The organism is Cobetia sp. 3AK (assembly GCF_029846335.1).
GTDB lineage: Bacteria > Pseudomonadota > Gammaproteobacteria > Pseudomonadales > Halomonadaceae > Cobetia > Cobetia marina.
Genome location: NZ_JARWKR010000003.1, coordinates 154,199 through 178,497, shown reverse-complemented (window position 1 = coordinate 178,497; position 24,299 = coordinate 154,199). Strand labels below are relative to the sequence as shown.

Genomic DNA, 24,299 nt, shown 5'->3' with positions numbered 1-24,299 from the left:
AACCGGTAACTCGTGATGACTGACAATCCCGCCGATAATCTTCGCATCCGTGAAGAACGTCTCATCGATCATGAGCGCATCTACCGCATCCATGAATCCGTGTTTGCCGGCCACCGGGAGGCTCGCCTGGGCGACAGACTGCGTCGCAGTGATCTGGCGCAGATCTCGCTGGTGGCCGAGCGCTTCTCTGACCCGGAAAGCGGGCGTCACCTCAGTGAAGGCGAAGGAGGGCTGCTGGGGCATGTGATGGCCTCGCGCGTGGAACTCTCCGGCTGTCCGGGACGCGTGCTGATGGCATTGGCGCCTCTGGCGGTGCTTCCCCAGCACCAGCGTCATGGCATCGGCAAGCGGCTGGTGATCTCGGCGGTCAAGCGTTGTCGTCTGCTGGGAGCGGGCGCCGTGGTGGCGGCGGGTCATGCCGAGTTCTATGCCCATCTGGGCTTTCACCCGGCGCGCCATTACGGCCTTTATTGCCATCACGAGGATGTGCCGGGCGCCTTCGTGGCCATCGAGCTGGTGCCGGACTATCTGGCGGGGCTGGGAGGCGAGGTGCTCTTCGACCATGGTTTCTCTGACCTGGGCCTCTGACCTGGGCCCCTGGCTCGAGCGCAGATTCGCGCTCTGATCCGGGCTCCTCGAAGGGGTTTGCCCTGTGGTGTGCCTCGTCACTCGGTCATCCCCTTGCAACTCGGCGTTGCGCCACCCTTGAAACCGCGCGACACCCGCTCCATGTCCTGTGTATCCCCGCGCTGTTGTCTGTACTGGTGTGCAGGCCGGGGCGTTATCCCGACCGATGATTCAAGGAGAGACATCATGAAGCTCAAGACTCTGGGTAGTTCGCTGATGATTGCCATGCTGGGTCTCGGTGGCCTGTCACTCGCCGGTTGCGAGGACGAGGGCCCGATGGAGAAGGCTGGCGAGAAGATGGACAACGCCGTGGAAGACGCCGGTGACAGCGTCGAGAACGCCACCGACAGCTGATGGCTGGCCGTGACTCGCCCGCGAGCACGGCGAACCGCAAGGTGTGAATGCACAAAGGCCCCGCCTCTCATGAGACGGGGCCTTTGCATGTCAGGGCTCCGTGTATCAGGGCTGCATGTATCAGAGGTTTGAGAAAGTCTCAGGAAGAGACAGGCTCAGACAGACACGGGCTGCTGGTCGCTCTGCTGCTTGCGTTCCGCGACGGCGGCGTCATAGGCGCGGCCTTCCTCGGCCTCGGTGGCGGCGCTGAAGCGCACCAGCAGGGCGAACAGCGAGATCACGATCACGCCCATGCCCAGATACATCAGGCCTTCCTGATAGGTCAGTTCTTCACTGCGGAACAGGAAGCCCGCGGCGACAGCCCCCGCGTTGCCGCCCGCACCGACGATACCGGCCACCGCGCCCAGTGCCTTGCGATTGACGAAGGGTACGATCCCGAAGGTGGCGCCTTCCGCCATCTGCACGAACAGGCTGAACACCAGCATGATGCCGATGGCCACCGCGAGGGTTTCCATCTGGGCGAAGCCGACCAGCGCCACGCCTTCACACAGCAGCGCGATGAACAGCCAGCGCACGCGACCCTTGAGGCCGGACTGACGGGCGAACAGGTCGGAGAAGACGCCGCCCAGGGTGCGCGCGAACAGGTTCATCAGGCCGAACAGGCCCGCGATGAGGCCGGCGGTGGCGAGATCGAGATCGAAGTGATCGAAGAAGTAGATGGCGGCGACGTTGTTGATGGTCAGCTCGACCCCGAAACAGGCGCCGTAGACGAGGAACAGGGCCCAGACACGGATGTCGCGTGCCGCCGCGCCGAAGGTGGCGCGCATGCTGTATTCCTTCTCGGCCTTGGGCAGCTCACCACGCTCACGCAGCTCGCTGAAGTTGCCGTCCGGCGCATCCTGGGTGAAGAAGTAGTAGGCGATCCCGGTGAGGAACAGCACGATGCCCGGCACGACCATCGCCAGACGCCAGCCCAGGGTCTGCTCGACGCCCAGCATCAGAAGACCGGCCATCACCAATGGCATCAGCATCTGGGTGGTGCCGCCGCCCAGGTTGCCCCAGCCGGCGGTGGTGGCATTGGCGGTGCCGACCACGTTGGGGCCGAACATCACGGAGGTATGGTACTGGGTGATGACGAAGGACGCGCCGATGGCACCGATGGCCAGACGGGCGAGGAAGAAGGATTCGAAGCTGTCGGCGAAGCCGATGCACATCACCGGCAGCGAGCCGAGGCACAGCAGCCAGGTGTAGGCCTTGCGTGGCCCGATGCGATCACACAGCACGCCGATGGCAAGTCGCACGATCACCGTGATGGCGACGGAGGCGATGATGGTGTTGCCGATCTGGGTCTTGGTCAGGCCGAGGTCATCGCGCACCACGGCCATCAAGGGCGCGATGCCAAACCAGCCGAAGAAGCAGACGTGGAAGGCGAACCACGACATGTGGAAGGCGCGCATCTGCGGGGTATTGAAGCTGAACAGCCGGATACGGCTGGCCTTGTTGCGAATATCCATGAGTGGGCTCCTGGTACAGCGTCGGTGCCGGACGCCAGGGTCTCGGCGCACGACGGGTGGTCGAACAGCTGTGAACGACAGCGGGGCGCCTCGTCATTGAGGGGCCTGGTTCGACGCACTCGTACTCCCGGGAGCCTGGTCCACGTCATGGATGATGCATGGCACGCTTGTCTGCCATTGCCTGACTCAAAGCAAGTAGCGCGCCACTTGCGGGGGTGTTGTGCGTCCAACCCCCGTCATATCAAGGGCTTGGAATCATCATGTCGGGCAAGACAGCAGTGGGGAGTAAGCAGGGCGATGCCCAGTGGCGGTGCGCGGCGGGGTGAGGATGATCCAGTCTGGCGCACGTGGCGGGCGAGAGATCGCCAGATCACGCCATGCATCATTGCTGTGCAGCCGGGCGCGCCCTTGCGCACTGCGGAAGGCCTTTAAGGCCAGCGCTGCACCAGTTTGTGGCATGAATCCTGCAGTGTCAGAGGCGTGGCGCCATCCTGACTCCCGCTTGCGAAGACGCCGTCGTCGTTGATCTCGGACGTCGGTGCCTGATCGCTCGAGGCGTCGCCTGACACCCCGGCACCACCGCCTGACACACTGCCAAGGAAGCCTGATATGCCCGTGACCGTGTTGATCGTCGATGTGCGCAGCGAGCGTTCCGCCGCTCTGGAGCAGGCGCTGTTGAGCGCCGGCTTCGAGGTGGCGCTGCGGGTCGATGAACACGAGGACCTGCATGCGCTGGTGCAGCACCATCAGCCGGATGCCGTGATCATCGACGCCGACCTGCCCAGCCGTGACACCCTCGAGCACCTCGGCCAGCTGGGGCGTCACTATCCCAAGCCGATGATCATGCTGGCCAGTGAGGACGCGCCGGACCTGGTGCGCCAGGCGGCTGGCGCCGGCGTGTCCGCCTACGTGGTGGATCACGTCATGCCGGCGATGGTGCGCAGCATGGTCGAGGTGGCCATCACCAGCTTCGAGGCTCACCGTGCCCTCAAGGGCGAACTCAATCGCACCCAGACCACTCTGATACAGCGGCGCAGCGTGGATCGCGCCAAGGCGCTGGTGATGGAGAGTCGCGGACTGGGGGAGGATGCGGCCTACCAATATCTGCGCAAGACCGCGATGAATCGGCGTCTGGCATTGCACGAGCTGGCCGATGAGCTGCTCAAGGCGTCGCGTCGGCACTGAGCCGAGTCTCGTGATGTCCTTCTCTTTCGATCGTTCAAAAGGTGGATGTGATGCTCAGTGATTCTCTTCTCAATGGCCATCAGTTGACGCTGGGGTTGATGCCGCTCAATGACGCGGCACCTCTGGTGGTGGCGGAGCGTCAGGGGTTCTTCCGTGAGGAGGGGCTGGCCGTGACGCTCAAGTGGCAGCCGTCGTGGGCGGCACTGCGCGATGACCTGCAGACCGGCGTGTTGCAGGGCGCGCAGATGCTGGCGCTGATGCCGCTGACCTCGACCCTGGGGCTGGATGGCCGCGCCACACCGGTGATCAGCGCGATGACGCTCAATCTGGGCGGCAACTCCATCACCCTGTCGCGGGCCCTGATGGCGGCGCTGGCCGAGGAGGGGCATGACCTGGGCTCTCCGCTGGCGGTGTCTCGGGCGCTGGCGGCGCACGTGCAGGCGCGCCGCGAGCGTGGGGAGGCGGCGCTCAAGCTTGCCAGCGTGCATCCCTTCTCCTCGCACCGCTATCTGCTGCGTTACTGGCTGGCGGCCGGCGGGATCGACCCGAATCGCGACATCGAGATGCGTGCGGTGGCCCCGCCGTTGATGGCCGCCCAGCTGGCAAGTGGCGCGCTGGACGGCTTCTGTGTCGGAGAACCCTGGAACAGTCTGGCCGCCGTGCAGGGCATGGGGCAGGTGGTGGCGGGCAGTCATGATATCTGGCGCTTCGGACAGGAAAAGGTGCTGGGCGTGCGCGAGGACTGGGCGGAGCAGCACCCGCTGGCGCATCAGGCGCTGATTCGTGCGCTGCTCAAGGCCTGTGCCTGGCTGGACCGCCCGGGCAACCGTGAGCAGGCCGCGCAGTGGCTGCATGATGAAGGCATGCAGGAAGTGCCGCTTTCGGTGGTGGCGCGTGGACTGCGCGACGTGGATGTCGAGCAGTCGGTGGAGGCGTTCCAGCGGGAAAATCCCGGCTGGACCATCTTCCATCGCTACGCGGCCAACTTCCCGTGGCGCTCGCAGACCCGCTGGTATGCCGCCCAGATGCAGCGCTGGGGGCATCTCGAGGGAGTCAGCGACAATGACCTCGAAGCGACCCTGGCACGCTGCGTACGCCCGGACCTCTACCGCAGCGCAGCCCGCAAGCTGGGCATGGTGGTGCCGGTGGCGGATGAGCGCAGCGAAGGCACGCATCCGGCGCCCTGGTGGCTGAGCGGCGAGGCAGGGCAGGTGCCGATGCCGGCGGATGGCTTCATCGATGGGGCGGTCTTCGAATGACACCGCTGGCGCGCGCTGAAGCGTGAGGCGACAAGCCGAGGGGTGAGCAGTGGGAAGCGAGTCAAGAGGCGAGGGGTGAGGGGGGAGGGGTGAGGGGGTAGAGAAGAGGCGCCCGCGAGCGCGAAACCTGTCGGCTCAGGCATGTTGGCAGTGCGGTTATGATATTCTCATCGGACTGCCAGCACCGCGTCAGGGGATCGCATGACCACTCGCAAGTCTCAGATTCGCAAGGATAATGTCGGCCGCATCCTGCTTGCCGCCGAAAAGATCTTCGCTCTCAAGGGCTATGTCGGCGCCAGCATGGTCGATATTGCCGCCGAGGTAGAGCTGCCCAAGTCCAATCTGCATTACTACTTCAGCACCAAGGAAGCGCTGTATCGCGCGGTCCTCGATGGTCTGCTGGCGCTGTGGAAGGAAGATGCGCTGTGCTTCGAGGCCTATGACGACCCGCAGCTGGTGCTCTCCACCTACATTCGCGCCAAGATGATGCACTCGCGCCAGCGTCCGTATGGCTCCAAGGTATGGGCCAGCGAGATCATGCAGGGCGCGCCGGTGCTGGGCGAGGAGCTGACGGTGTGGCTCGACGAGTGGGCCGAGATGAAGAAGTCACGCCTGCGCCAGTGGATCAGCGAGGGGCGCATCGACAACGTCGATGCTTCCGCCTACCTGTACATGATCTGGGCCAGCACCCAGCACTACGCCGACTTCGACCACCAGATCGCGGTGCTCAATCAGGGCAAGGCGCTGAGTGATCGCGAATTCGAGCAGGCGGTGCAGAACGTCACGCGGGTGCTGCTGAAGGGCGTTGGCTTGTCCGCCTGAGTCATCAGGTGATGTCATGATCAAATTATCCTGAGGCTAACAATGATCATCATTGATGGATCATGAGGCCATTGAAAAGGGGCTGCCATTGCTGGCAGCCCCTTTCTGTTTTCACGCCACTGAACGTGGTGTCATGCGCTGGAATCTGTGCGGATCATCCGGGTCTTGTCCGCAACGTCAGGGGCACGCCGCGCGATGCGGGTTGCGCGGGTCCTCCATCCAGTTCATGTACGGCTTGCCGGTGTCCTGCACCTCCATGGTGATGCAGTCCTCGACCGGGCAGGTGATCTCGCACAGGTTGCAGCCCACGCAGTCGGCGTCCTTCACCTCATAGCGGGCGGTGCCGTTGTCCTTGGCCAGATGCAGGATGGCCTGGTGCGAGGTGTCCTCGCAGGCGATGTAGCAGCGTCCGCAGCCGATGCACTTGTCCTGGTCGATCCGCGCGATCACCTGGTAGTTCATGTCCAGCTGCTTCCAGTCGGTGGTGTTGGGCACCGCCGCGCGGGAGAACTCGTCGATCCGCTGATAGCCCTTGCTGTCCATCCAGCGCCCCAGGCCGTCCTTCATCTCCTCGACGATACGGAAGCCGTGCAGCATCGCCGCGGTGCACACCTGCACGCTGCCCGCGCCGAGGGCGATGAATTCCGCGGCATCTTCCCAGTTGGAGATGCCGCCGATACCCGAGATCGGCAGGTTGGCGGTTTCCGGGGTGCGCGCGATCTCGGCCACCATGTTCAGCGCGATGGGCTTCACGGCGCTGCCGCAATAGCCGCCGTGGGTGCTGCGGTCACCGACGATGGGATGCGCGACCATGCGGTCGAGATCCAGATGGGTGATGGAGTTGATGGTGTTGATCAGCGAGACGGCATCCGCGCCGCCACGCCAGGCGGCCTTGGCCGGTTCGCGCACGTCGGTGATGTTGGGGGTCAGCTTGACGATCACCGGCAGCGAGCTGTAGGTCTTGCACCAGCGCGTGACCTGCTCGACATACTCCGGCACCTGACCCACCGCGGCGCCCATGCCGCGTTCCGGCATGCCATGGGGGCAGCCGAAGTTGAGCTCGATGCCATCACAGCCGGTAGCCTCGACCTGCGGCAGGATGGTCTTCCAGGCCTCTTCCTCGCACGGCACCATCAGCGAGACGATCAGTGCGCGGTCCGGCCAGTCCTTCTTGACCTGGGTGATCTCGCGCAGGTTGATCTCCAGCGAGCGGTCGGTGATCAGCTCGATGTTGTTGAAGCCGCTGACCTCGCCATTCGGGCCATAGTGCGCCGAATAGCGCGAGGAGACGTTCACTGCCGCCGGGTCTTCCCCCAGCGTCTTCCAGACCACGCCACCCCAGCCGGCCTCGAAGGCGCGTACCACGTTGTAGGCCTTGTCGGTGGGCGGGGCGCTGGCCAGCCAGAAGGGGTTGGGGGCACGGATGCCAGCGAAGTTGACCGACAGATCGGCCTTGTAGCTGGCGACGTGATCGTCAGCCGCTGCAGAACTTGAGCCAGCGCCTGCCGGACGCGCGTTGTCATCATTGAGCGGGGTATGAATAGTCATCAGGCGGCCTCCACCTTGAGCATCAGATCGTGATGGATGGCCTCGGCGGCCAGCTTGCCGTGGGCGACGGCTTGAACGGTGAGATCCTGTCCGCGAGCGATGCAGTCACCGCCGGCATAGACGCCCGGCAGACTGGTGCGCAGCATCTCGTCCACCTCTATCTTCGCCCCCTCGCGGGCCAGCCCCGCGGCATGCGCATCGCTCAGGCTCGCGTCATCGAAGCCCTGACCGATGGCGGTGAAGACCCCATCGCAGGCCAGCGTGAAGGTCTCGCCGGTATCGACGAGTCGGCCATCCTCGACCCGTGTGCGCGCGAACTGCATCGCACTGAGCGCGGCGTCACCACCATCCTCACTGTCGCTTGCCACATCGATGGCCAGCGGACGCGCCCAGGTGTGGATCATCACGCCATTGGCCCGCGCGATTTCCTGCTCGTGATGGGTGGCGGACATCTGCTCCTCGCCACGCCGATAGACCAGATCCACCGTCTGTGCGCCGAGGCGCCTGGCCTGCACGGCGATGTCGATGGCGGTGTTGCCCGCGCCGATCACCACCGCGTGCCTCGGCACTGCCAGCGCGTTCAGTTCGCCGCTCTGACGCAGCACCTTGATGAAGTCGGTGGCCGCCATCAGGCCGCTGGCATCCTCGCCGGTCAGGCCGAGAGCATGGCTGGTGCCAAGGCCCAGGCCCAGGAAGACGCTGTCGAACTCGCGTGTCAGGGCGGCCAGCGCCAGGTTGTCGCCGAGGCGCTGGCCGTGGCGGATCTCGATGCCGCCGATCTCGAGCAGGAATTCGACTTCGCGGGCGGCGAAGTCATCGGTCAGCTTGTAGCGGGCGATGCCGTATTCATTCAGGCCACCGGCTTTCTCCTCGGCCTCGAAGATCACCACGTCGTGGCCGAAACGCGCCAGGCGGTGGGCGCAGGAAAGCCCGGCAGGCCCGGCACCGACCACGGCGATGCGCCGGCCGGTGCTGGCTGCCCGCGTGAACGGGTGGGTCTCGAACTGGGCGTTGTCCAGTGCATGGCGCTGCAGCAGACCGATCAGCACCGGCTGGCACTCATCGCCCTGATTGCGCACGCAGGACTGCTCACAGAGGATCTCGGTGGGGCAGACGCGGGCGCAGCTGCCGCCGAGGATATTGGCATCGAGAATCTCACTGGCGGCGCCTTCGAGATTGTCATCGTGGATACGGCGGATGAAGGTCGGGATGTCGATGCTGGTCGGGCAGGCCTTGATGCAGGGCGCGTCATAGCAATACAGGCAACGCGAACTCTCGATGAAGGCCTGACGCTTGGTGAGCGCCGGATGCAGATCAGTGAAGCGCGCACTCAGCGCCTCTTCCGCGAGCCCGGACGGGGCCCAGTGGGAAGGAGTGGAGGATGTCGTCACGGTGTGGCTCCTGCCCGCGCTCAGGCGCGGGGTCGTTGTTGTTGGTCTTGCAGGCGAGTCAGGTGGCGCGGCTTGGTTGGCAACGCCTTGATTGGCAGCGCTTCGGGACCGGCAGCGCGTCAGGTGCGCTGCCAGGCCGTCGTTCAGTCGTGTCGTTCAGTCGTGCCGGTCTTGTCTTGTTCGAGTCGTTCGTCGGCCGTCAGCTGCGATCCACGGCGGTGACGACATTGCTCTCGGCGCGGGCCTTGAGCTGGTCGAAGACACTGGGGTAGGGCGGGCGTTCGACGTATTGGCCGTGACCGCGCTTGGCATGCAGCTCGCCATCGCGCCATGCCCAGTCGCCGCGGCTGATGGTGTGACGCGGGATACCCTTGACGGTGCGGCCTTCGAAGATGTTGAAGTCGATGTTCTGGTGGTGAGTCTTCGCCGAGATGGTGCGTTCGGCGTTGGGGTCCCAGACCACGATGTCGGCGTCGCTGCCGACCCGGATCGCGCCCTTGCGCGGGTACAGATTGAAGATCTTGGCGGCGTTGGTGGAGGTCAGGCCGACGAAGTCCTCGGCGGAGAAGCGCCCGGTGTTGACGCCCTCGTGCCACAGCATCGCCATGCGATCCTCGACCCCGGCGGTGCCGTTGGGAATCTTCGAGAAGTCGTCCTTGCCCATCTCCTTCTGCTCGGCACAGAAGCAGCAGTGATCGGTGGCGGTGGTCTGCAGGTCACCGGACTGGATGCCGCCCCACAGTGCCTGGCGGTGCTCCAGCGAGCGGAACGGCGGGCTCATCACGTGGCCTGCCGCGAATTCCCAGCTCTTGTTCTGATAGACCGCTTCATCGATCAGCAGATGGCCTGCCAGCACCTCGCCGTAGACTGGCTGGCCGTGCTCGCGGGCGTAGCGAATTTCCTCCAGCGCATCGGCGGTGGAGACGTGAACCAGATACACCGGCGTGCCCAGGGTGCCGGCGATACGGATGGCGCGGCTGGCGGCTTCACCCTCGACCTGCGGCGGACGCGACAACGGATGCGCTTCCGGCCCGGTGATGCCATCGGCCAGCAGCTTCTGCTGCAGGTGGTAGACCAGCTCGCCGTTCTCGGCATGCACGGTGGGAATCGCGCCCAGCTCCAGGCAGCGCGCGAAGCTCGAGACGAGGGTGTCATCCGGCGCCATGATGGCGTTCTTGTAGGCCATGAAGTGCTTGAAGCTGTTGACCCCGTAATCGGAGACCAGTGTCTGCATGTCCTGGCTGACGCTTTCGTCCCACCAGGTGACGGCGACGTGGAAGCTGTAGTCGCAGCACGACTTCTCGGCCCACTCGCGCCAGGTGTGATAGGCCTCCATCAGCGGTTGCTGCGGGGAGGGGATCACGAAATCGATGATCATGGTGGTGCCGCCGGCCAGCGCCGCGGCGGTGCCGGTCTGGAAATCCTCGCTGGCCACGGTGCCCATGAAGGGCAGCTGCATGTGGGTGTGCGGGTCGATGCCGCCGGGCATCACCAGACAGCCGCTGGCGTCGATCACCTCGCAGTCGTCCGGTACCTCGAGGTCGGTGCCGATGGCGGTGATGGTCTCGCCGTCACACAGCACATCGGCGGTGTAGCGCTCTTCGTGGGTCTGGATGCTGCCGCCCTTGATCAGGATTGCCATGAATCTCTCCCGGCCGCATCGCGCGGCCTTGTCCGGCATTGAGTGTCAGGTCGTGTTGTCGTTGTCGTTATCGTGCTGGCCGTCATTCACCATCGGTGAGGCGGGTATAGGCGTCCGGACGGCGGTCACGGAAGAACTGCCAGTTGTTGCGCACCTCGCGCACCATCGCCATGTCGAGATCGTGGATCAACAGCTCGTCCTCGGTGGCACTGGCCTGGGCTTCGATCTGGCCGCGTGGATTCACGAAGTAGGAGGAACCGTAGAACTCGCCGATATCCCAGGGTTGTTCATGGCCGACACGGTTGATGGCGGCGATGTAGCAGCCATTGGCGGCGGCGGAGGCGGGCTGTTCCAGCTCCCACAGATACTGGGAGAGGCCGGCGACGGTGGCGGAGGGATTGAAGATGATCTCGGCGCCGTTGAGCGCCAGCGCGCGCCAGCCTTCCGGGAAGTGGCGGTCATAGCAGATGTAGACGCCGATGCGCCCGTAGGCGGTGTCGAAGACCGGCCAGTCGGACTTGCCGGGCTTGAAGAAGAATTTCTCCCAGAAGCCCGCCACCTGCGGGATGTGGGTCTTGTGATACTTGCCCAGATAGCTGCCGTCGGCATCGATGACGGCGGCGGTGTTGTAGTACACCCCTGGCTGCACTTCCTCGTAGAGGGGCACGATGATCACCATCTGATGCTTCTTCGCGTACTGCTGCATCAGGGTGACGGTGGGGCCGTCGGGCACGCGCTCGGCGGCGGCATACCACTTGGCGTCCTGACTCGGGCAGAAATAGGGCTGATTGAAGACTTCCTGGAAGCACAGGATCTTGACGCCTGCCTCACCGGCCTGGTCGATCAGCGGCAGGTGGGCCTCGTTCATGGCATCGCGGATCTGTGCGGGCTCGAGGTCGGTGGAGACGTTGAGTCCCATCTGGATGACGGCGCAGCGCAGCTTGCCGGCATCCTCGGTATAGGAGATGCGGGAGTCGTTCGACATGTCATCCTCATCGGGCGGCTTGGCGCCGGTTGTTGTTGTCTTCAATGAGTGCTGGTGGGCAGAGCGGGTGAGCCGGGATAGCGCGAAATGGACCTTGGAAAATCATGCCGCCTGTCCGGAAAGTCTGCATGCCGGCGGCAGGTATCGTGGGTCAGGGAAGGTCCGATGCAGATCCTGTCTCGCCAGTCAGCTTAATGAACATTAGACAGTGTTCCCGCGTTCGGCAAGACGAAGTGTCAAATAAAGTCTCGTGAATTTATCTTGTTGTTATGAAAGGATTTTCGGTCAAGATTTCGCATGAATTCACCATTGTGGTGCCAGGAGAATCAGCGTGGTTCACGCGATTTTCAAAGGAAAACTCAATGCATATCAGTGGCTTGTGACCGTCTGTATGGGCCCTGTGCAAGACCGCCTTGCACCAGCTTGGAACCTGACCATACTGACAATTGGCGCGAACACGGCGTGTCGCCACCTGATGGGCATCAGACGGTCAAACCCGCGCCATTGCCTCTCAAGTTGTCTTGCGGGACAGGTTTGATTTGACGGCAATAATGCCGCCATCGGCATGCGATTTGCCCATGAAAGGTACCGCTTCATGTGGATGGGTAATTCGAGCATCCCTTGGCTGAAACAGGGTGAAAAGTGAATCAGGAGGGTGAAGGAAGGGACGGATCTTCAAAGACGGCAAGACGCGCCACAGAGCGCAAAGGCAGGACAAGCGACGTGCATCACCCTCAACAATAACAACAGCTGAACAGGTGAGGACTCATGGCCCCGACACAGACTCGCTCGCACATGGTGCGCAGCAATGAGGAAATGATCGAGCTGGTGGTGGCGCAGGACGTCGCCCGCAGCCCGCGCTACAACGAGGATATCGCGCCGACCAGGAGTGCCGAGCGCACCTGGTCGCGCTGGAACATCGCCGCGCTGTGGGTCGGCATGTCGATCTGCGTACCCACCTATACCCTGGGCGGCGTGCTCACTGCCTACTTCGGGCTGAGTGTCGGCGAGGCGCTGATCACGATTCTGGTCGCCAATCTGGTGGTACTGATTCCGCTGACCCTCAACGCCTTCCCCGGCACGCGCTTCGGGATACCCTTCCCGGTGGTGCTGCGCTCCTCCTTCGGCATCATCGGCTCCAACGTGCCGTGCATGATTCGGGCGGTGGTCGCCTGTGGCTGGTTCGGTATCCAGACGATGTTCGGCGGCCTGGCGATTCACCTGCTGCTCTCGAGCCTCTCGGCGGACTGGAAGGCGCTGGGCGGGGTGGGCGAGGTCATCGGCTTCTTCATCTTCTGGGCGCTCAACCTGTTCGTGGTGATTCGCGGCGCGGAATCCATCAAGTGGCTGGAGACGCTCTCCGCGCCCTTGCTGCTGGCGGTGGGGGTCGGCCTGATGGTGTGGGCGCTGCCGCATACCTCGATCAGCGAACTGCTGGCCCAGCCACCGAATCGTCCCGAAGGCGATGGCGTGGCCAGCTACTTCATGGCGGGCCTGACCGCGATGGTCGGCTTCTGGGCGACGCTGTCGCTGAACATTCCGGACTTCAGTCGTTACGCGAAGAGCCAGAAGGACCAGATCGTCGGTCAGATCATCGGCCTGCCGCTGACGATGTTCTTCTTCGCGGCGCTCGGCGTGGTGCTGACGGCCGCTTCCAGCTCGCTGGTGGGGGAGACCATCTCCGACCCGGTCAACCTGATCGGTCGCATCGACAGCCCCGGCTGGGTCGCCATCGCCATGGTGCTGATCATCATCGCGACGCTCTCCACCAACACCGCCGCCAACATCGTCTCGCCGACCAATGATTTCCAGAACATCGCGCCGAAATTCATCAACCAGACGCGCGGCGTGCTGCTCACCGGGCTGGTCGGGGTGCTGCTGATGGGCTTCGAGCTGATCAAGAAGATGGGCTGGATCGTCTCCGACGTGAGCCTCGAGAGCCTCTATTCCAACTGGCTGTTGGGCTATTCGAGTCTGCTGGGGCCGATCGCGGGGATCATGATCGTCGACTACTTCGTGATCCGTCGTCAGTCCTTCGATCTGCCGGCGCTCTATCTGGATGGCAGCACCTACCCGGCCTTCAATCCAGCGGGCTTCATCGCCTTCTTCGTGCCGGTGGGGCTGACGGTGATCAGCTTCTCGCAGCCCGGGCTTTCCTGGTTCTACGACTACGGCTGGTTCACCGGCTCGCTGCTGGGGGCGCTGGTCTACTTCGTGGCCAGCAAGCTGCTGGTCAAGGCACCGCAGGTGCACCTGCCGGAGGCGATACCGGGTGGCGGCGCACAGCGTGCCTGACGCCGCTGGCGGATAGCTCGCAACGCAACGTCACGTGCAACGACAGACGGGCTGCCCATCGGCAGCCCGTCTGTCGTCGTGGCAAGGGGAAGTGATAGCCGGTTGAGGCCTTCGCGCCCTGGGCGTCAGCCCACCAGGCCGGGGATGCCGTCCTCGAAGCGCTCGACCATGAAGTCGACGAACTGGCGCACCTTGGGCGAGAGATGGCGGTGGCGGGGATAGACGATCCACACCCCGGTATCGCGCACCTGATACTCATCCAGCACCGAGATCAGCTGGCCACTGGCCAGGTGAGGCGCGACGTAATAGTCGGGAATCTGGGCAAGCCCGAGGCCCTTGAGCGTGGCGTCCAGCAGTGCCGGCCCGGAATTGGCCTGCCAGCTGCCGGAGATGCGCACCTCGCGTCGCTGGCCCTCGACCTCGAACAGCCATTCACGCTTGGAGCCCGCCAGGCAGCGGTGGCTGGAGAGCTCCGCCAACGTGTGCGGGCGCGGCGCACGCTGAAAGTAGTCGTGCGAGGCGACGACATACTCCTGGCGGTCCACCAGTCGCCGCGCGATCAGCGAGGAGTCCTTGAGCACGCCCATGCGAATGGCGACATCGAAGCCCTCGTCGATCAATTCCACCGGACGATTGGTGAAGTGCATCTGCACCTCCAGCTGCGGGTGCAGCAGCTGGAAGTCGTTGACCAGTGGCGCGACGTAGCGCTCACCGAAGGTGGTGGCGCTGGTCAGCTTGAGAACGCCGCTGGGACGGGCATGGAAGTCGCCGATGGCCTGTTCGGCGGCGCGGAAGCCATCGAAGAGGTGATGGCAGTGCTCGTAATACACCTGTCCGGCATCGGTGAGACGTGTCTGACGGGTCGTGCGATAGAGCAACTGGGTATCAAGCTGGGCTTCCAGCTGGCTGATCAGGCGACTGACATGTGAGCTGGAGACCCCGAGATGACGGGCGGCACCGGAAAACGAGCCGATTCTGACGACTTCCACAAAGGCTTCGATGCGGTCCCAACGCTGCATGCCCGCTCCTCATCATTGTTGTTGAGTGACAATAATCATCTGAGTGCTGACGGCTTAATCCCGCCAAGGTCACTGCGTAGACTGTGTTGCATACTGATGGCACCGCACGCGTTGCGGCAATGCATTGCTCCTTGCCTGTCCCCCCGGGTGAACCCCTTGTGAGCAAGGGGTCACCGGCAGGCTCGCCGGGAGAATGCCACGGATCAGTCTACCGCCATTGTTGCTCCGAGGAGATATTAATGAAATCACGTGCTGCGATTGCGCTGGAAGCCGGCAAGCCGCTGGAGCTGGTCGAGATCGATGTCGAAGGACCGAAGGCCGGTGAGGTGCTGGTACGCATCGTCAATACCGCCGTCTGCCACACCGATGCCTACACCCTGTCCGGCGCAGACCCCGAAGGCCTGTTCCCGTCCGTACTGGGCCATGAAGGCGCGGGTATCGTCGAGGAAGTGGGCGAGGGCGTCACCGGTCTGGTGCCGGGCGACCACGTCATCCCGCTCTATACCGCCGAATGCGGCAAGTGCAAGTTCTGCCTCTCCGGCAAGACCAACCTGTGCAGCGCCGTGCGTGCCACCCAGGGCCGTGGCCTGATGCCGGATGGCACCTCGCGCTTCTCGCTGGACGGCAAGATGCTGCACCACTACATGGGCACGTCTACCTTCTCCGAGTACACCGTGGTGCCGGAAGTCTCGCTGGCCAAGGTGTCCAAGGAAGCGCCGCTGGACAAGATCTGCCTGCTGGGCTGTGGCGTCACCACCGGTATCGGCGCGGTGATGAATACCGCCAAGGTCGAGCCGGGTGCCACCGTGGCCATCTTCGGTCTCGGCGCCATCGGTCTGGCCGCCATCCAGGGCGCGGTGATGGCCAAGGCGTCGCGCATCATCGCCATCGACATCAATGAGGACAAGTTCGATCTGGCCCGCAAGTTCGGCGCCACCGACTTCGTCAACCCGAGCAAGCTGTCCGTGCCGGTCCAGGAAGCCATCGTCGACATGACCGACGGCGGCGTCGATTACTCCTTCGAGTGCATCGGCAACGTCAAGGTCATGCGTGCCGCGCTCGAGTGCGCGCACAAGGGCTGGGGCGAATCCATCATCATCGGCGTCGCCGGTGCCGGTGAAGAGATCGCCACCCGTCCCTTCCAGCTGGTGACCGGGCGCGTCTGGAAAGGCTCCGCCTTCGGTGGCGTCAAGGGCCGTACCGAGCTTCCGGGCTACGTCGAGCGCTACATGGATGGCGCGATCAACCTCGACGACTTCGTCACCCACCAGATGCCCTTCGAGAAGATCAACGAGGCCTTCGACCTGCTGCATGAAGGCAAGTCGATCCGTACCGTGCTGAGCTTCTGATCCGCGAGCGATCTTTGGCTGAAACGCCTCCGGGCCGGGCAGGCAAGCGTGATGCCTGGGCGGGCTCGGAGCGTGAAACGGCGTCGGCTTGCCGACGCCGTCTTCATGAGGCGATATCACAAGGGAGAGCATGATGACCGCGACCGAACAACTCGAGCTGGTCAGCGCCAACAAGGTGCATGGTGGCTGGCTCAAGCGTTACCGCCACCGCAGCGGCAGTCTGGATTGCGACATGGTGTTCGCCATCTACCTGCCGCCGCAGGCCGAACAGGGCTCGGTGCCGATGCTGTGGTGGCTGTCGGGGCTGACCTGCACCGACGAGAACTTCATGCAGAAGGCCGGCGCGCAGCGCAAGGCAGCCGAGCTGGGCATCGCCCTGATCTGCCCGGATACCAGCCCGCGTGGCGTGGACCTGCCCGGCGAAGACGACAGCTACGACTTCGGCAGCGGTGCCGGCTTCTACGTCAATGCCACCCGCGAGCCGTGGGCGCGCCATTACCGCATGTACGACTACGTCACCGAGGAGCTGCCGGCGCTCGTCAAGCGTCACTTCCCGGTGGATGGCGAACGCGAGTCCATCTCCGGTCACTCCATGGGCGGCCACGGCGCGCTGATCTGCGCGCTGAAGAATCCGGGCCGCTATCGCTCGGTCTCCGCCTTCGCGCCGATCGCCAATCCGATGGCCTGCCCGTGGGGCGAGAAGGCCTTCAGCGGCTATCTCGGCGATGACCGCACCCAGTGGGCGCAGTGGGATACCTGCGAGCTGGTCAAGCAGGCGGGTAACAGCGGTGCCGCGCGTCAGGAGCTGTTCGTCGAGCAGGGCGAGAATGACCAGTTCCTGGAAGAGCAGCTCAAGCCGGAGCGTCTGGAGGCGGTCTGCGCCGAGCAGGGCCACCCGCTGATCCTGCGTCGCCAGCCCGGCTATGATCACAGCTACTTCTTCATGGCCAGTTTCATCGATGAGCATCTGACCTACCATGCGAAACACCTCCTTTGAGGTGTGAGGATGGTAGCCAATGAAGATAAAAAGGCATGCGAAACACCTCCTTTGAGGTGTGAGTGTGGTGGCCGGTAGAGATGAAATGGCATGCGAAACACCTTCTTTCTTGAGGTGAGCCTGAAGCCTCGAGCTGTGATGTGACATGGCCAGCCACAGGGGATCGCTCCCCGAGCAGAGAACCTGCGTGAAAGACAGAAACGACAGCCCCGGCATCCATCACAGGATGTCGGGGCTGTCGTTTTTCCGTCATGAGCGACACCGCCTTTCAGAACCTTTCGCTATGAAGGACAGTTTTCGTGGCTCGCGGTTATATCGCGTCGATGTCAGCCAATCACGGCGTTATTCTGTGCCGTACAGCAACGATGATTTGCCGTGCAGCGGCGATTTAATCGCTGCGCGGTATCAGGGCGATGGTTTACTGTCGAGAGGTGGACAACGCACGACGTCCAAGCAGTGATTCACGACACCCCTGACGTTATCGGACTCCTTCGGGTCGCATCCCGAGTCGCTCAAGCGAAAGATCACGATGATGGCTGTCATCACTGCTGGAATCGCCAGCCTTCCGGTCGATTCCCTGCTGAGTGCCAACAACGACAATATCGCGGACCCCCTGATCTCCGACTGATCCGGGTGAGGGCATTCATGCTCCGGTCTGCAACTCAGGCAGATAGCAAGAAGGAGTTTCCCATGGCACTGACCAGTGGCTGCATTGATCGCCCGCACGATCGCTCTCACATGACATCCGGCTTTTCCTCCGATTCCCGCCGGGCGGGGGCCCGCTCGCTGGGCCCTCAGGCCGGCGAGACACGCCAGCCGCAGACCATCGGCTTCCTGCTGCTCGACAGCTTCACGCTCATCTCGCTGGCCTCGGCGGTCGAACCGCTGCGCATGGCCAATCAGCTGGCCGGACGTGAGCTGTATCGCTGGTACACCGTGACCCTGGAAGGCATGCCCGTGCGTGCCAGCGATGGTCTGCAGGTCACGCCGGATGTGTCGGCCGAGACCTGTCCGGCGCTGGACATGGCCATCGTCTGTGGCGGCGTCGGTATCCAGCGGGCGGTGCAGCGCCCGCATGTCAGCTGGCTGCAGGCCCAGGCGCGCGCTGGCCGTCAGCTGGGCGCCGTGTGTACCGGCAGCTGGGCGCTGGCGCAGGCCGGGCTGCTGGAAGGTCACGAGACCAGCATTCACTGGGAGTGTCTGGCGGCCATGCAGGAGGCCTTCCCGCGCGTACCGCTGACCACGCGGCTGTTCTCCATCGACCAGCAGCGTGCCACCGCCTCGGGCGGCACCGCGCCGATGGACATGGTATTGACCATGATCGCCCGCGAGCATGGCCGCGAGCTGGCGGCGGGCATCTCCGAGATGTTCATCTGTGACCGCGTGCGCGGCGAGCAGGACCAGCAGCGTGTACCGCTCAAGCACGTGCTGGGCACCACCCAGCCCAAGCTTCTGGAAATCGTCGCGCTGATGGAGGCCAATCTGGAGGAGCCCATCGGTCTGGACGAGCTGGCCCACTACGTGGATGTCTCGCGCCGTCAGCTGGAGCGCCTGTTCCAGCGCTATCTGCACTGCTCACCGTCGCGCTACTACCTCAAGCTGCGCCTGACGCGGGCGCGTCAACTGCTCAAGCAGACGGCGCTGTCGATCATCGAGGTGGCCTCGGCCTGTGGCTTCGTCTCCACGCCGCACTTCTCCAAATGCTACCGCGAGTACTTCGGCATGCCGCCGCGCGATGAGCGTATCGGTGGTGAGCGTCAGCCCGGCGTGTCTGACGTGCCGTGTCGTGCCGATGTCGATCATCAGCTGCACGGCGTGGCCAGTCTGGAAGGCGTACTGCATGGTGCCATCCATCAGTCGCTGAGCCAGACGACTGCCTCCTCGCCGCTGCATACCGCCGCCGAATCGCCGGTGTCCTCGGCGATCCTGGCGCTGGCCAATGCGCGTGGCGAGCCAACCTACGCAAGCGTCAGGCTCTGATCGCCATACACCTGCGTGACGGGATGACCCCTCGATGCCCCTGCCCTTCGGCCGGGGCATCTTGGTTTTCACAGGAGCCATCGGCGGGCTCTGGTACACTCGAGCGCTGCATGAGGCAGTAGCTGACAACAAGGGCTGGGAGACGGGATGACCCGTCGTGATCAGCCACGACACGCGCGACAGGGGACGGCGAGGGATGGCACGAACACAGGGGCAGAAGACCCGCGATGGGCAATCGGCACGCCGCGGCGCGACACGCAGGCCGGCGGCGTCCGTGAAGATGCGCCCGATGGAGCGTCTGCGCTGGCTGGCGGTGTGGGCATTCAAGATCGTCGCCTGCTGGATGGTGGCCTGTGTCGGCCTGGTGGTGTTGCTGCGCTTCGTGCCATTGCCGGTGTCGATGGTGATGCTGGAGAAGTGGGGCTACAGCCTGGTTTCGGGGGCGCCGATGGCGCTCCAGCATGACTGGGTGCCGATGGAGGAGATTTCCCGCAATGCCCGGCTGGCGGTGATCGCCTCGGAAGACCAGAAATTTCCCGATCACTACGGCTTCGATGTCGATCAGATCGTCAAGGCCATCGATGCGCGGCTGGCCGGTGAACGGCTGCGCGGGGCCAGCACCATCAGCCAGCAGACCGCCAAGAATGTCTTCCTGTGGAACGGGCGCAGCTGGGTGCGCAAGGGGCTGGAGGTCTGGTTCACCATCCTGATCGAGGTGATCTGGCCCAAGGAGCGCATTCTCGAGGTCTATCTGAACGTCGCCGAGTGGGGGCCGGGGGTGTTCGGTGTCGAGGCTGCGGCCGAACATCACTTCAATACCGATGCCGCCAGCCTGTCCGCCTATCAGGCCAGCCTGCTGGCGGCGGTACTGCCCAACCCGATCCGCTTCAATGCCGGCAAGCCTTCGGCCTATATCCAGCGGCGTGCCAGCTGGACACGGCGCCAGATGAACAATCTCGGCATGGGCTATCTCAAGCGGCTGGAACAGCCGCGTGGCTGGTTGAGCTGGGACCTGCTGCCTTCGCTGAAGGAGCTGTCCCCCGCGCACTGACCGGCTTGACGGTACACCATCGGCTGTCCCACGACGCCCCGGCTCTCTCGAGTCGGGGCGTCGTCGTTTCAGAAACGACAGTCCTGACGCGATTCGGTAGCCACGCGTCGCATCTGGCGTCAGAGGGGGAAGAGGGCAGGACTATGCTGGCACAGCCTGCTGGAGATCGTGTTCCGGCAGACCCTGTCCGCCGGGTACGGGCAGTGACCTGACTTCCAGAGCCGCCTGCCCAGCGCCGGAGCGACATGATGTCCGAATTCTCCTCCTCCTTCGGTGGGTCCGATGCGGCCCGCGCCCTGCACGATGACAGCATCGTCATCGATGGTCTGGTGATCGCCAAGTGGCAGCGCGAGCTGTTCGAGGACATGCGCAAGGGCGGTCTGACCGCGGCCAACTGCACCGTCTCGGTCTGGGAAGGCTTCCAGGCGACCGTCAACAACATCGTCAAGAGCAACCAGCTGATCGCCGAGAGCAGTGACCTGGTCTGCGTGGCGCGCACCGCCGCCGACATCCGCGCCGCCAAGGCCGCGGGCAAGACCGGCATCATCTACGGCTTCCAGAATGCCAACGCCTATGAAGACCAGATCGGCTATGTCGATGTCTTCAAGCAGCTCGGCGTGGGCATCGTGCAGATGTGCTACAACACCCAGAATCTGGTCGGTACCGGCTGCTACGAGCGCGATGGCGGCCTGTCCGGCTTCGGGCGCGAGATGGTCGCCGAGATGAACCGCGTCGGCGTGATGTGTGATCTCTCCCACGTCGGCTCGAAGACCTCCGAGGAAGTCATCCTCGAATCGAAAGTCCCTGTCTGCTACTCCCACTGCGCGCCGGCCGGTCTCAAGGACCACCCGCGCAACAAGTCCGATGCCGAGCTGCGCTTCATCGCCGAACACGGCGGCTTCGTCGGCGTCACCATGTTCACCCCCTTCCTCCGGGCTGGCGTCAACGCCACCGTCGATGACTACGTTGAGGCCATCGAATACGTGATGAACCTGGTCGGCGAGGATGCCATCGGCATCGGCACCGATTTCACCCAGGGTCACGGTCAGGACTTCTTCGAGTGGCTGACCCACGACAAGGGCTACGCCCGTCGTCTCACCAACTTCGGCAAGATCGTCAATCCGGAAGGCATCCGCACCATCGGCGAGTTCCCCAATCTGACCGAGGCGCTGCTGCGTCGCGGCATGAGCGAGCACCAAGTGCGCAAGATCATGGGCGAGAACTGGCTGCGCACGCTGGAAAACGTCTGGGGCGGCTGAGTCTGCCTGCCTGGGCCTTTTCTGGTTCGCTCTTTCTTGATCGCACTTTCGTGATCTCTCTCCTGATCTCTTTCTTGAACTCTCTTTTGCATCTCCCTTTCAGCCCCTTTTGAGGACACCGACATGAGCAAGATGGCCCCTGAACTGCCGATCGAGGTGGATAGCGAGACCGGCGTCTGGACATCGGACGCACTGCCGATGCTGTACGTGCCGCGTCACTTCTTCATCAACAACCATGTCGCGGTGGAAGAGGCGCTGGGCGTGGAGAAGTACGCCGAGATTCTCTACCACGCCGGCTACAAGAGCGCCTGGCACTGGTGCGAGAAAGAAGCCGAGCTGCACGGCCTGGTCGGGGTGGAGGTCTTCGAGCATTACATGAAGCGTCTGTCACAGCGCGGCTGGGGTCTGTTCATCACCGAGGAGATCGATCTGGAGCGCGGCACCTGCAAGGTACGCCTGGAGCACTCCTGCTTCGTCTATCAGCAGGGCAAGACCGGCACAAAGCTTGAGTACATGTTCACCGGCTGGTTCGCCGGCGCGATGGACCAGATTCTGGCCGCGCGTGGCAGCGAGCTGCGCACCGTCGCCGTCCAGACCCAGAGCGGTGGTGAGGAAGGCTGTGATGTGGGGTATTTCGAGGTCGCTCCCGGAACAGTGTGACGTTTTCAGATCCGCCACTCTCTATTCCATGGCTCGGGTCAAGGCCCAGGCCCGGCCCAGGCAAAAGGCAAAAGCCGGCTGCCCGATCCTCTCTCTGTCACGACACTCACCACACACACAACAACGACAACGCAACGCCTGAGCGCCGCCTTTCCTGACATGCAAGACGCCTGACGCCGCCCGCCGCCACGAGCCCCGACTCGAGGCGGCGGGCAGGCCAGGCCGGCGTGACAAGGCGGCGCTCTCCCCGGCGAGGAGCTTTCACCATGGCATTCGACGCACTCTTCCAGCCGATCGAGATCGGCAAGCTGACCATCCGCAACCGCGTCGTCAGTACCGCCCATGCCGAGGTGTATGCCACCGATGGCGGCATGACCACCGAGCGCTACGTGCGCTACTACGAAGAGAAGGCCAAGGGCGGGTGTGGCCTGTGCATCTGTGGTGGCTCCTCGGTGGTGTCCATCGATAGCCCGCAGGGCTGGTGGAGCTCCGTCAACCTGTCGACTGATCGCATCATTCCGCATTTCCAGAATCTGGCCGATGCCGTGCACAAGCATGGCGGCAAGATCATGATCCAGATTACCCACATGGGCCGTCGCTCACGCTGGGACGGTTTCGACTGGACCTCGCTGATGTCGCCGTCCGGTATCCGCGAGCCGGTGCACCGCTCCACCTGCAAGACCATCGAGGTGGAAGAGATCCAGCGCATCATCGCCGACTTCGCCCAGGCGGCGCGGCGTGCCAAGGAAGGCGGCCTGGATGGCGTCGAGCTGTCCGCCGTGCACCAGCACCTGATCGACCAGTTCTGGAGCCCGCGTGTCAACAAGCGCACCGATGAGTGGGGCGGCAGCTTCGAGGGCCGCATGAAGTTCGGTATCGAGGTGCTCAAGGCGGTGCGTGCCGAGGTCGGTGATGACTTCGTGGTCGGCATGCGCATCTGTGGTGATGAATTCCATCCCGATGGCCTGTCGCATGACGACATGAAGCAGATCGCGGCCTATTACGACGCCACCGGCCTGCTCGATTTCTTCGGCGTGATCGGCTCCGGCTGTGATACCCACAACAGCCTCGCCAACGTCATTCCCAACATGTCCTACCCGCCGGAACCCTTCCTGCATCTGGCCTCCGGCATCAAGGAAGTGGTCAAGATTCCGGTGATCCACGCCCAGAACATCAAGGACCCCAATCAGGCCGAGCGCATCCTGGAAGGCGGCTATGTCGACATGGTCGGCATGACCCGCGCGCACATCGCCGACCCGCACATCATCGCCAAGATCAAGATGGGCCAGCTCGACCAGATCAAGCAGTGCGTCGGTGCCAACTACTGCATCGACCGCCAGTACCAGGGGCTGGACGTGCTGTGCATCCAGAATGCCGCGACGTCACGCGAATACATGGGCCTGCCACACGAGATCGAGAAGACCAGCGGCCCGGTGCGCAAGGTCGTCATCGTCGGTGGCGGTCCGGCCGGCATGGAAGCGGCCCGCGTGTGTGCCGAGCGTGGCCATGCCGTGACGCTCTTCGAGGCGAAGGAAGAGCTGGGTGGCCAGATCACCACGGCTTCCAAGGCACCGCAGCGTGACCAGATCGCCGGTATCACCCGCTGGTATCAGCTGGAGCTGGCGCGTCTGAAGGTCGACCTGCGCCTGGGCACCCGCGCCGATGAGGCCACCATCCGTGACCTGCGCGCTGACGTGGTGATCCTCGCGGTGGGCGGCCGTCCGTTCATGGAGCAGTTCGAATCCTGGGGCTACGACGAGGACCCGGCCAAGAGCCTGATCGTCTCTTCCTGGGACGTGCTGGACGGGCGTGTCGCGCCGGGCAGCAACGTGCTGATCTACGACAGCATCTGCGAATTCTCCGGTGTCTCGGTGGCCGATTATCTGGCCACCAAGGGCGCCAGGGTCGAGATCGTCACCGATGACATCAAGCCGGGGGCGGCGGTCGGCGGTACCACCTTCCCGACCTATTACCGCAGCCTGTATGCCAAGGAAGTCGTGATGACCTCCGACATGGTGCTGCATGAGGTCTACCGCGAAGGCGAGGGGCTGGTGGCGGTGCTCGAGAATGAATACACCGGCACGCTGGAAGAACGCGTCGTCGACCAGATCGTGGTCGAGAACGGCGTGCGCCCCGATGAAGCGCTCTACTACGCCTTCAAGGACGGCTCGCTCAACAAGGGCCAGATCGACGTCGAGTCGCTCTACGCCATCAAGCCGCAGCCGTGCCTGAGTCAGGCCACCGACGGGGATGATTACCTGCTGTTCCGTCTCGGCGACTGCAATGCACCGCGCAACACCCACGCCGCCATCTATGACGCCCTGCGACTGTGCAAGGATTTCTGATCGCGTCTGACACATCG

The 24,299-nt window shown here is 63.8% G+C and carries 19 protein-coding genes; 13 read left to right on the top strand and 6 right to left on the bottom strand.

The genetic code is table 11. The features are described 5' to 3' along the window. Positions 1–15 precede the first annotated feature (15 nt). Both QD228_RS05505 and QD228_RS05500 read left to right on the top strand, forming a co-directional pair. Positions 16–588: an N-acetyltransferase gene (locus QD228_RS05505; protein WP_077379022.1), complete on the top strand. Its 573-nt coding sequence runs from the start codon at positions 16–18 to the stop codon at positions 586–588. Between the two features lie 225 nt (positions 589–813). Beyond that, a complete protein-coding gene (locus QD228_RS05500) occupies positions 814–981 on the top strand; it encodes a hypothetical protein (protein WP_164850377.1) in 168 nt (55 codons plus the stop codon). Positions 982–1,136: 155 nt separating this feature from the next. On the opposite strand, the gene QD228_RS05495 is transcribed toward QD228_RS05500, so the two are convergent. Then, positions 1,137–2,495 carry a NarK family nitrate/nitrite MFS transporter gene (locus tag QD228_RS05495; RefSeq protein ID WP_176502998.1) on the bottom strand — a complete coding sequence of 453 codons (1,359 nt, stop codon included), beginning with the start codon at positions 2,493–2,495 and terminating at the stop codon, positions 1,137–1,139. Between the two features lie 609 nt (positions 2,496–3,104). Here QD228_RS05495 and QD228_RS05490 point away from each other — a divergent pair. From QD228_RS05490 to QD228_RS05480, 3 genes are all read left to right on the top strand, one after another. Continuing rightward, positions 3,105–3,680 (top strand): ANTAR domain-containing protein, encoded by a 576-nt coding sequence (locus tag QD228_RS05490; RefSeq protein ID WP_077379026.1) that lies wholly within the window; start codon positions 3,105–3,107, stop codon positions 3,678–3,680. Positions 3,681–3,730: 50 nt separating this feature from the next. After that, the gene (locus tag QD228_RS05485; protein ID WP_084209361.1) at positions 3,731–4,939 is read left to right on the top strand and encodes a CmpA/NrtA family ABC transporter substrate-binding protein; all 1,209 of its coding nucleotides are present in this window, start codon (positions 3,731–3,733) and stop codon (positions 4,937–4,939) included. A gap of 201 nt (positions 4,940–5,140) precedes the next feature. After that, positions 5,141–5,761: a TetR/AcrR family transcriptional regulator gene (locus QD228_RS05480; RefSeq protein ID WP_077379030.1), complete on the top strand. Its 621-nt coding sequence runs from the start codon at positions 5,141–5,143 to the stop codon at positions 5,759–5,761. A 177-nt stretch (positions 5,762–5,938) separates the two neighbouring features. Here the strand turns inward: QD228_RS05480 and preA are convergent, their stop codons facing one another. The 4 genes from preA to QD228_RS05460 all read right to left on the bottom strand — a co-directional run bounded on the left by preA (position 5,939) and on the right by QD228_RS05460 (position 11,327). Continuing rightward, positions 5,939–7,309, bottom strand: coding sequence for an NAD-dependent dihydropyrimidine dehydrogenase subunit PreA (preA, locus tag QD228_RS05475; protein WP_279874728.1), 1,371 nt, complete (start codon positions 7,307–7,309; stop codon positions 5,939–5,941). Further along, complete coding sequence (locus tag QD228_RS05470) at positions 7,309–8,700, bottom strand: NAD(P)-dependent oxidoreductase (RefSeq protein WP_279874726.1); 1,392 nt, start codon at positions 8,698–8,700, stop codon at positions 7,309–7,311. Before QD228_RS05470 ends, preA begins: the two co-directional genes overlap by 1 nt. A 199-nt stretch (positions 8,701–8,899) precedes the next feature. Then, a complete protein-coding gene (gene hydA, locus QD228_RS05465; RefSeq protein ID WP_279874725.1) occupies positions 8,900–10,342 on the bottom strand; it encodes a dihydropyrimidinase in 1,443 nt (480 codons plus the stop codon). 82 nt (positions 10,343–10,424) lie between these two features. Continuing rightward, positions 10,425–11,327, bottom strand: coding sequence for a nitrilase-related carbon-nitrogen hydrolase (locus QD228_RS05460; protein WP_216060109.1), 903 nt, complete (start codon positions 11,325–11,327; stop codon positions 10,425–10,427). Between the two features lie 816 nt (positions 11,328–12,143). On the opposite strand from QD228_RS05460, the gene QD228_RS05455 reads away from it, so the two are divergent. After that, a complete protein-coding gene (locus QD228_RS05455) occupies positions 12,144–13,622 on the top strand; it encodes an NCS1 family nucleobase:cation symporter-1 (protein ID WP_279855941.1) in 1,479 nt (492 codons plus the stop codon). 125 nt (positions 13,623–13,747) lie between these two features. Here QD228_RS05455 and QD228_RS05450 read toward each other — a convergent pair whose 3' ends face one another. Further along, on the bottom strand, positions 13,748–14,641 hold the full coding sequence (locus tag QD228_RS05450; RefSeq protein ID WP_279874724.1) for a LysR family transcriptional regulator: 894 nt from the start codon (positions 14,639–14,641) through the stop codon (positions 13,748–13,750). 239 nt (positions 14,642–14,880) lie between these two features. Between QD228_RS05450 and QD228_RS05445 the strand changes: the two genes are divergently transcribed. The 7 genes from QD228_RS05445 (at position 14,881) to dgcA (ending at position 24,282) form a co-directional block, all read left to right on the top strand. Further along, the gene (locus QD228_RS05445; RefSeq protein WP_077379043.1) at positions 14,881–15,990 is read left to right on the top strand and encodes an S-(hydroxymethyl)glutathione dehydrogenase/class III alcohol dehydrogenase; all 1,110 of its coding nucleotides are present in this window, start codon (positions 14,881–14,883) and stop codon (positions 15,988–15,990) included. Between the two features lie 133 nt (positions 15,991–16,123). Further along, the gene (gene fghA / locus QD228_RS05440; RefSeq protein ID WP_279874723.1) at positions 16,124–16,987 is read left to right on the top strand and encodes an S-formylglutathione hydrolase; all 864 of its coding nucleotides are present in this window, start codon (positions 16,124–16,126) and stop codon (positions 16,985–16,987) included. A 690-nt stretch (positions 16,988–17,677) separates the two neighbouring features. Beyond that, entirely contained in the window at positions 17,678–18,967 is a 1,290-nt protein-coding gene (locus QD228_RS05435; protein WP_279874722.1) for a GlxA family transcriptional regulator, read from the top strand. 196 nt (positions 18,968–19,163) lie between these two features. Continuing rightward, positions 19,164–20,018 carry a monofunctional biosynthetic peptidoglycan transglycosylase gene (gene mtgA / locus QD228_RS05430; RefSeq protein WP_279874720.1) on the top strand — a complete coding sequence of 285 codons (855 nt, stop codon included), beginning with the start codon at positions 19,164–19,166 and terminating at the stop codon, positions 20,016–20,018. 248 nt (positions 20,019–20,266) lie between these two features. Next, positions 20,267–21,277, top strand: coding sequence for a dipeptidase (locus tag QD228_RS05425; protein ID WP_279856141.1), 1,011 nt, complete (start codon positions 20,267–20,269; stop codon positions 21,275–21,277). 123 nt (positions 21,278–21,400) lie between these two features. Continuing rightward, positions 21,401–21,937, top strand: a complete 537-nt coding sequence (locus QD228_RS05420) for a DUF5943 domain-containing protein (RefSeq protein ID WP_043333737.1) — start codon at positions 21,401–21,403, stop codon at positions 21,935–21,937. Between the two features lie 266 nt (positions 21,938–22,203). After that, positions 22,204–24,282: a dimethylglycine demethylation protein DgcA gene (gene dgcA / locus QD228_RS05415; RefSeq protein ID WP_077379051.1), complete on the top strand. Its 2,079-nt coding sequence runs from the start codon at positions 22,204–22,206 to the stop codon at positions 24,280–24,282. Positions 24,283–24,299: the final 17 nt, after the last annotated feature.

Coding starts and splice junctions, on each gene's coding strand:
- QD228_RS05490 (WP_077379026.1), top strand. CDS start 3,105: ATGCCCGTGACCGTGTTGATCGTCGATGTGCGCAGCGAGCGTTCCGCC.
- dgcA (WP_077379051.1), top strand. CDS start 22,204: ATGGCATTCGACGCACTCTTCCAGCCGATCGAGATCGGCAAGCTGACC.
- hydA (WP_279874725.1), bottom strand. CDS start 10,342: ATGGCAATCCTGATCAAGGGCGGCAGCATCCAGACCCACGAAGAGCGC.
- QD228_RS05480 (WP_077379030.1), top strand. CDS start 5,141: ATGACCACTCGCAAGTCTCAGATTCGCAAGGATAATGTCGGCCGCATC.
- QD228_RS05450 (WP_279874724.1), bottom strand. CDS start 14,641: ATGCAGCGTTGGGACCGCATCGAAGCCTTTGTGGAAGTCGTCAGAATC.
- fghA (WP_279874723.1), top strand. CDS start 16,124: ATGACCGCGACCGAACAACTCGAGCTGGTCAGCGCCAACAAGGTGCAT.
- QD228_RS05500 (WP_164850377.1), top strand. CDS start 814: ATGAAGCTCAAGACTCTGGGTAGTTCGCTGATGATTGCCATGCTGGGT.
- QD228_RS05505 (WP_077379022.1), top strand. CDS start 16: ATGACTGACAATCCCGCCGATAATCTTCGCATCCGTGAAGAACGTCTC.
- mtgA (WP_279874720.1), top strand. CDS start 19,164: ATGGCACGAACACAGGGGCAGAAGACCCGCGATGGGCAATCGGCACGC.
- preA (WP_279874728.1), bottom strand. CDS start 7,309: ATGACTATTCATACCCCGCTCAATGATGACAACGCGCGTCCGGCAGGC.
- QD228_RS05485 (WP_084209361.1), top strand. CDS start 3,731: ATGCTCAGTGATTCTCTTCTCAATGGCCATCAGTTGACGCTGGGGTTG.
- QD228_RS05420 (WP_043333737.1), top strand. CDS start 21,401: ATGAGCAAGATGGCCCCTGAACTGCCGATCGAGGTGGATAGCGAGACC.
- QD228_RS05425 (WP_279856141.1), top strand. CDS start 20,267: ATGTCCGAATTCTCCTCCTCCTTCGGTGGGTCCGATGCGGCCCGCGCC.
- QD228_RS05455 (WP_279855941.1), top strand. CDS start 12,144: ATGATCGAGCTGGTGGTGGCGCAGGACGTCGCCCGCAGCCCGCGCTAC.
- QD228_RS05495 (WP_176502998.1), bottom strand. CDS start 2,495: ATGGATATTCGCAACAAGGCCAGCCGTATCCGGCTGTTCAGCTTCAAT.
- QD228_RS05435 (WP_279874722.1), top strand. CDS start 17,678: ATGGCACTGACCAGTGGCTGCATTGATCGCCCGCACGATCGCTCTCAC.
- QD228_RS05460 (WP_216060109.1), bottom strand. CDS start 11,327: ATGTCGAACGACTCCCGCATCTCCTATACCGAGGATGCCGGCAAGCTG.
- QD228_RS05445 (WP_077379043.1), top strand. CDS start 14,881: ATGAAATCACGTGCTGCGATTGCGCTGGAAGCCGGCAAGCCGCTGGAG.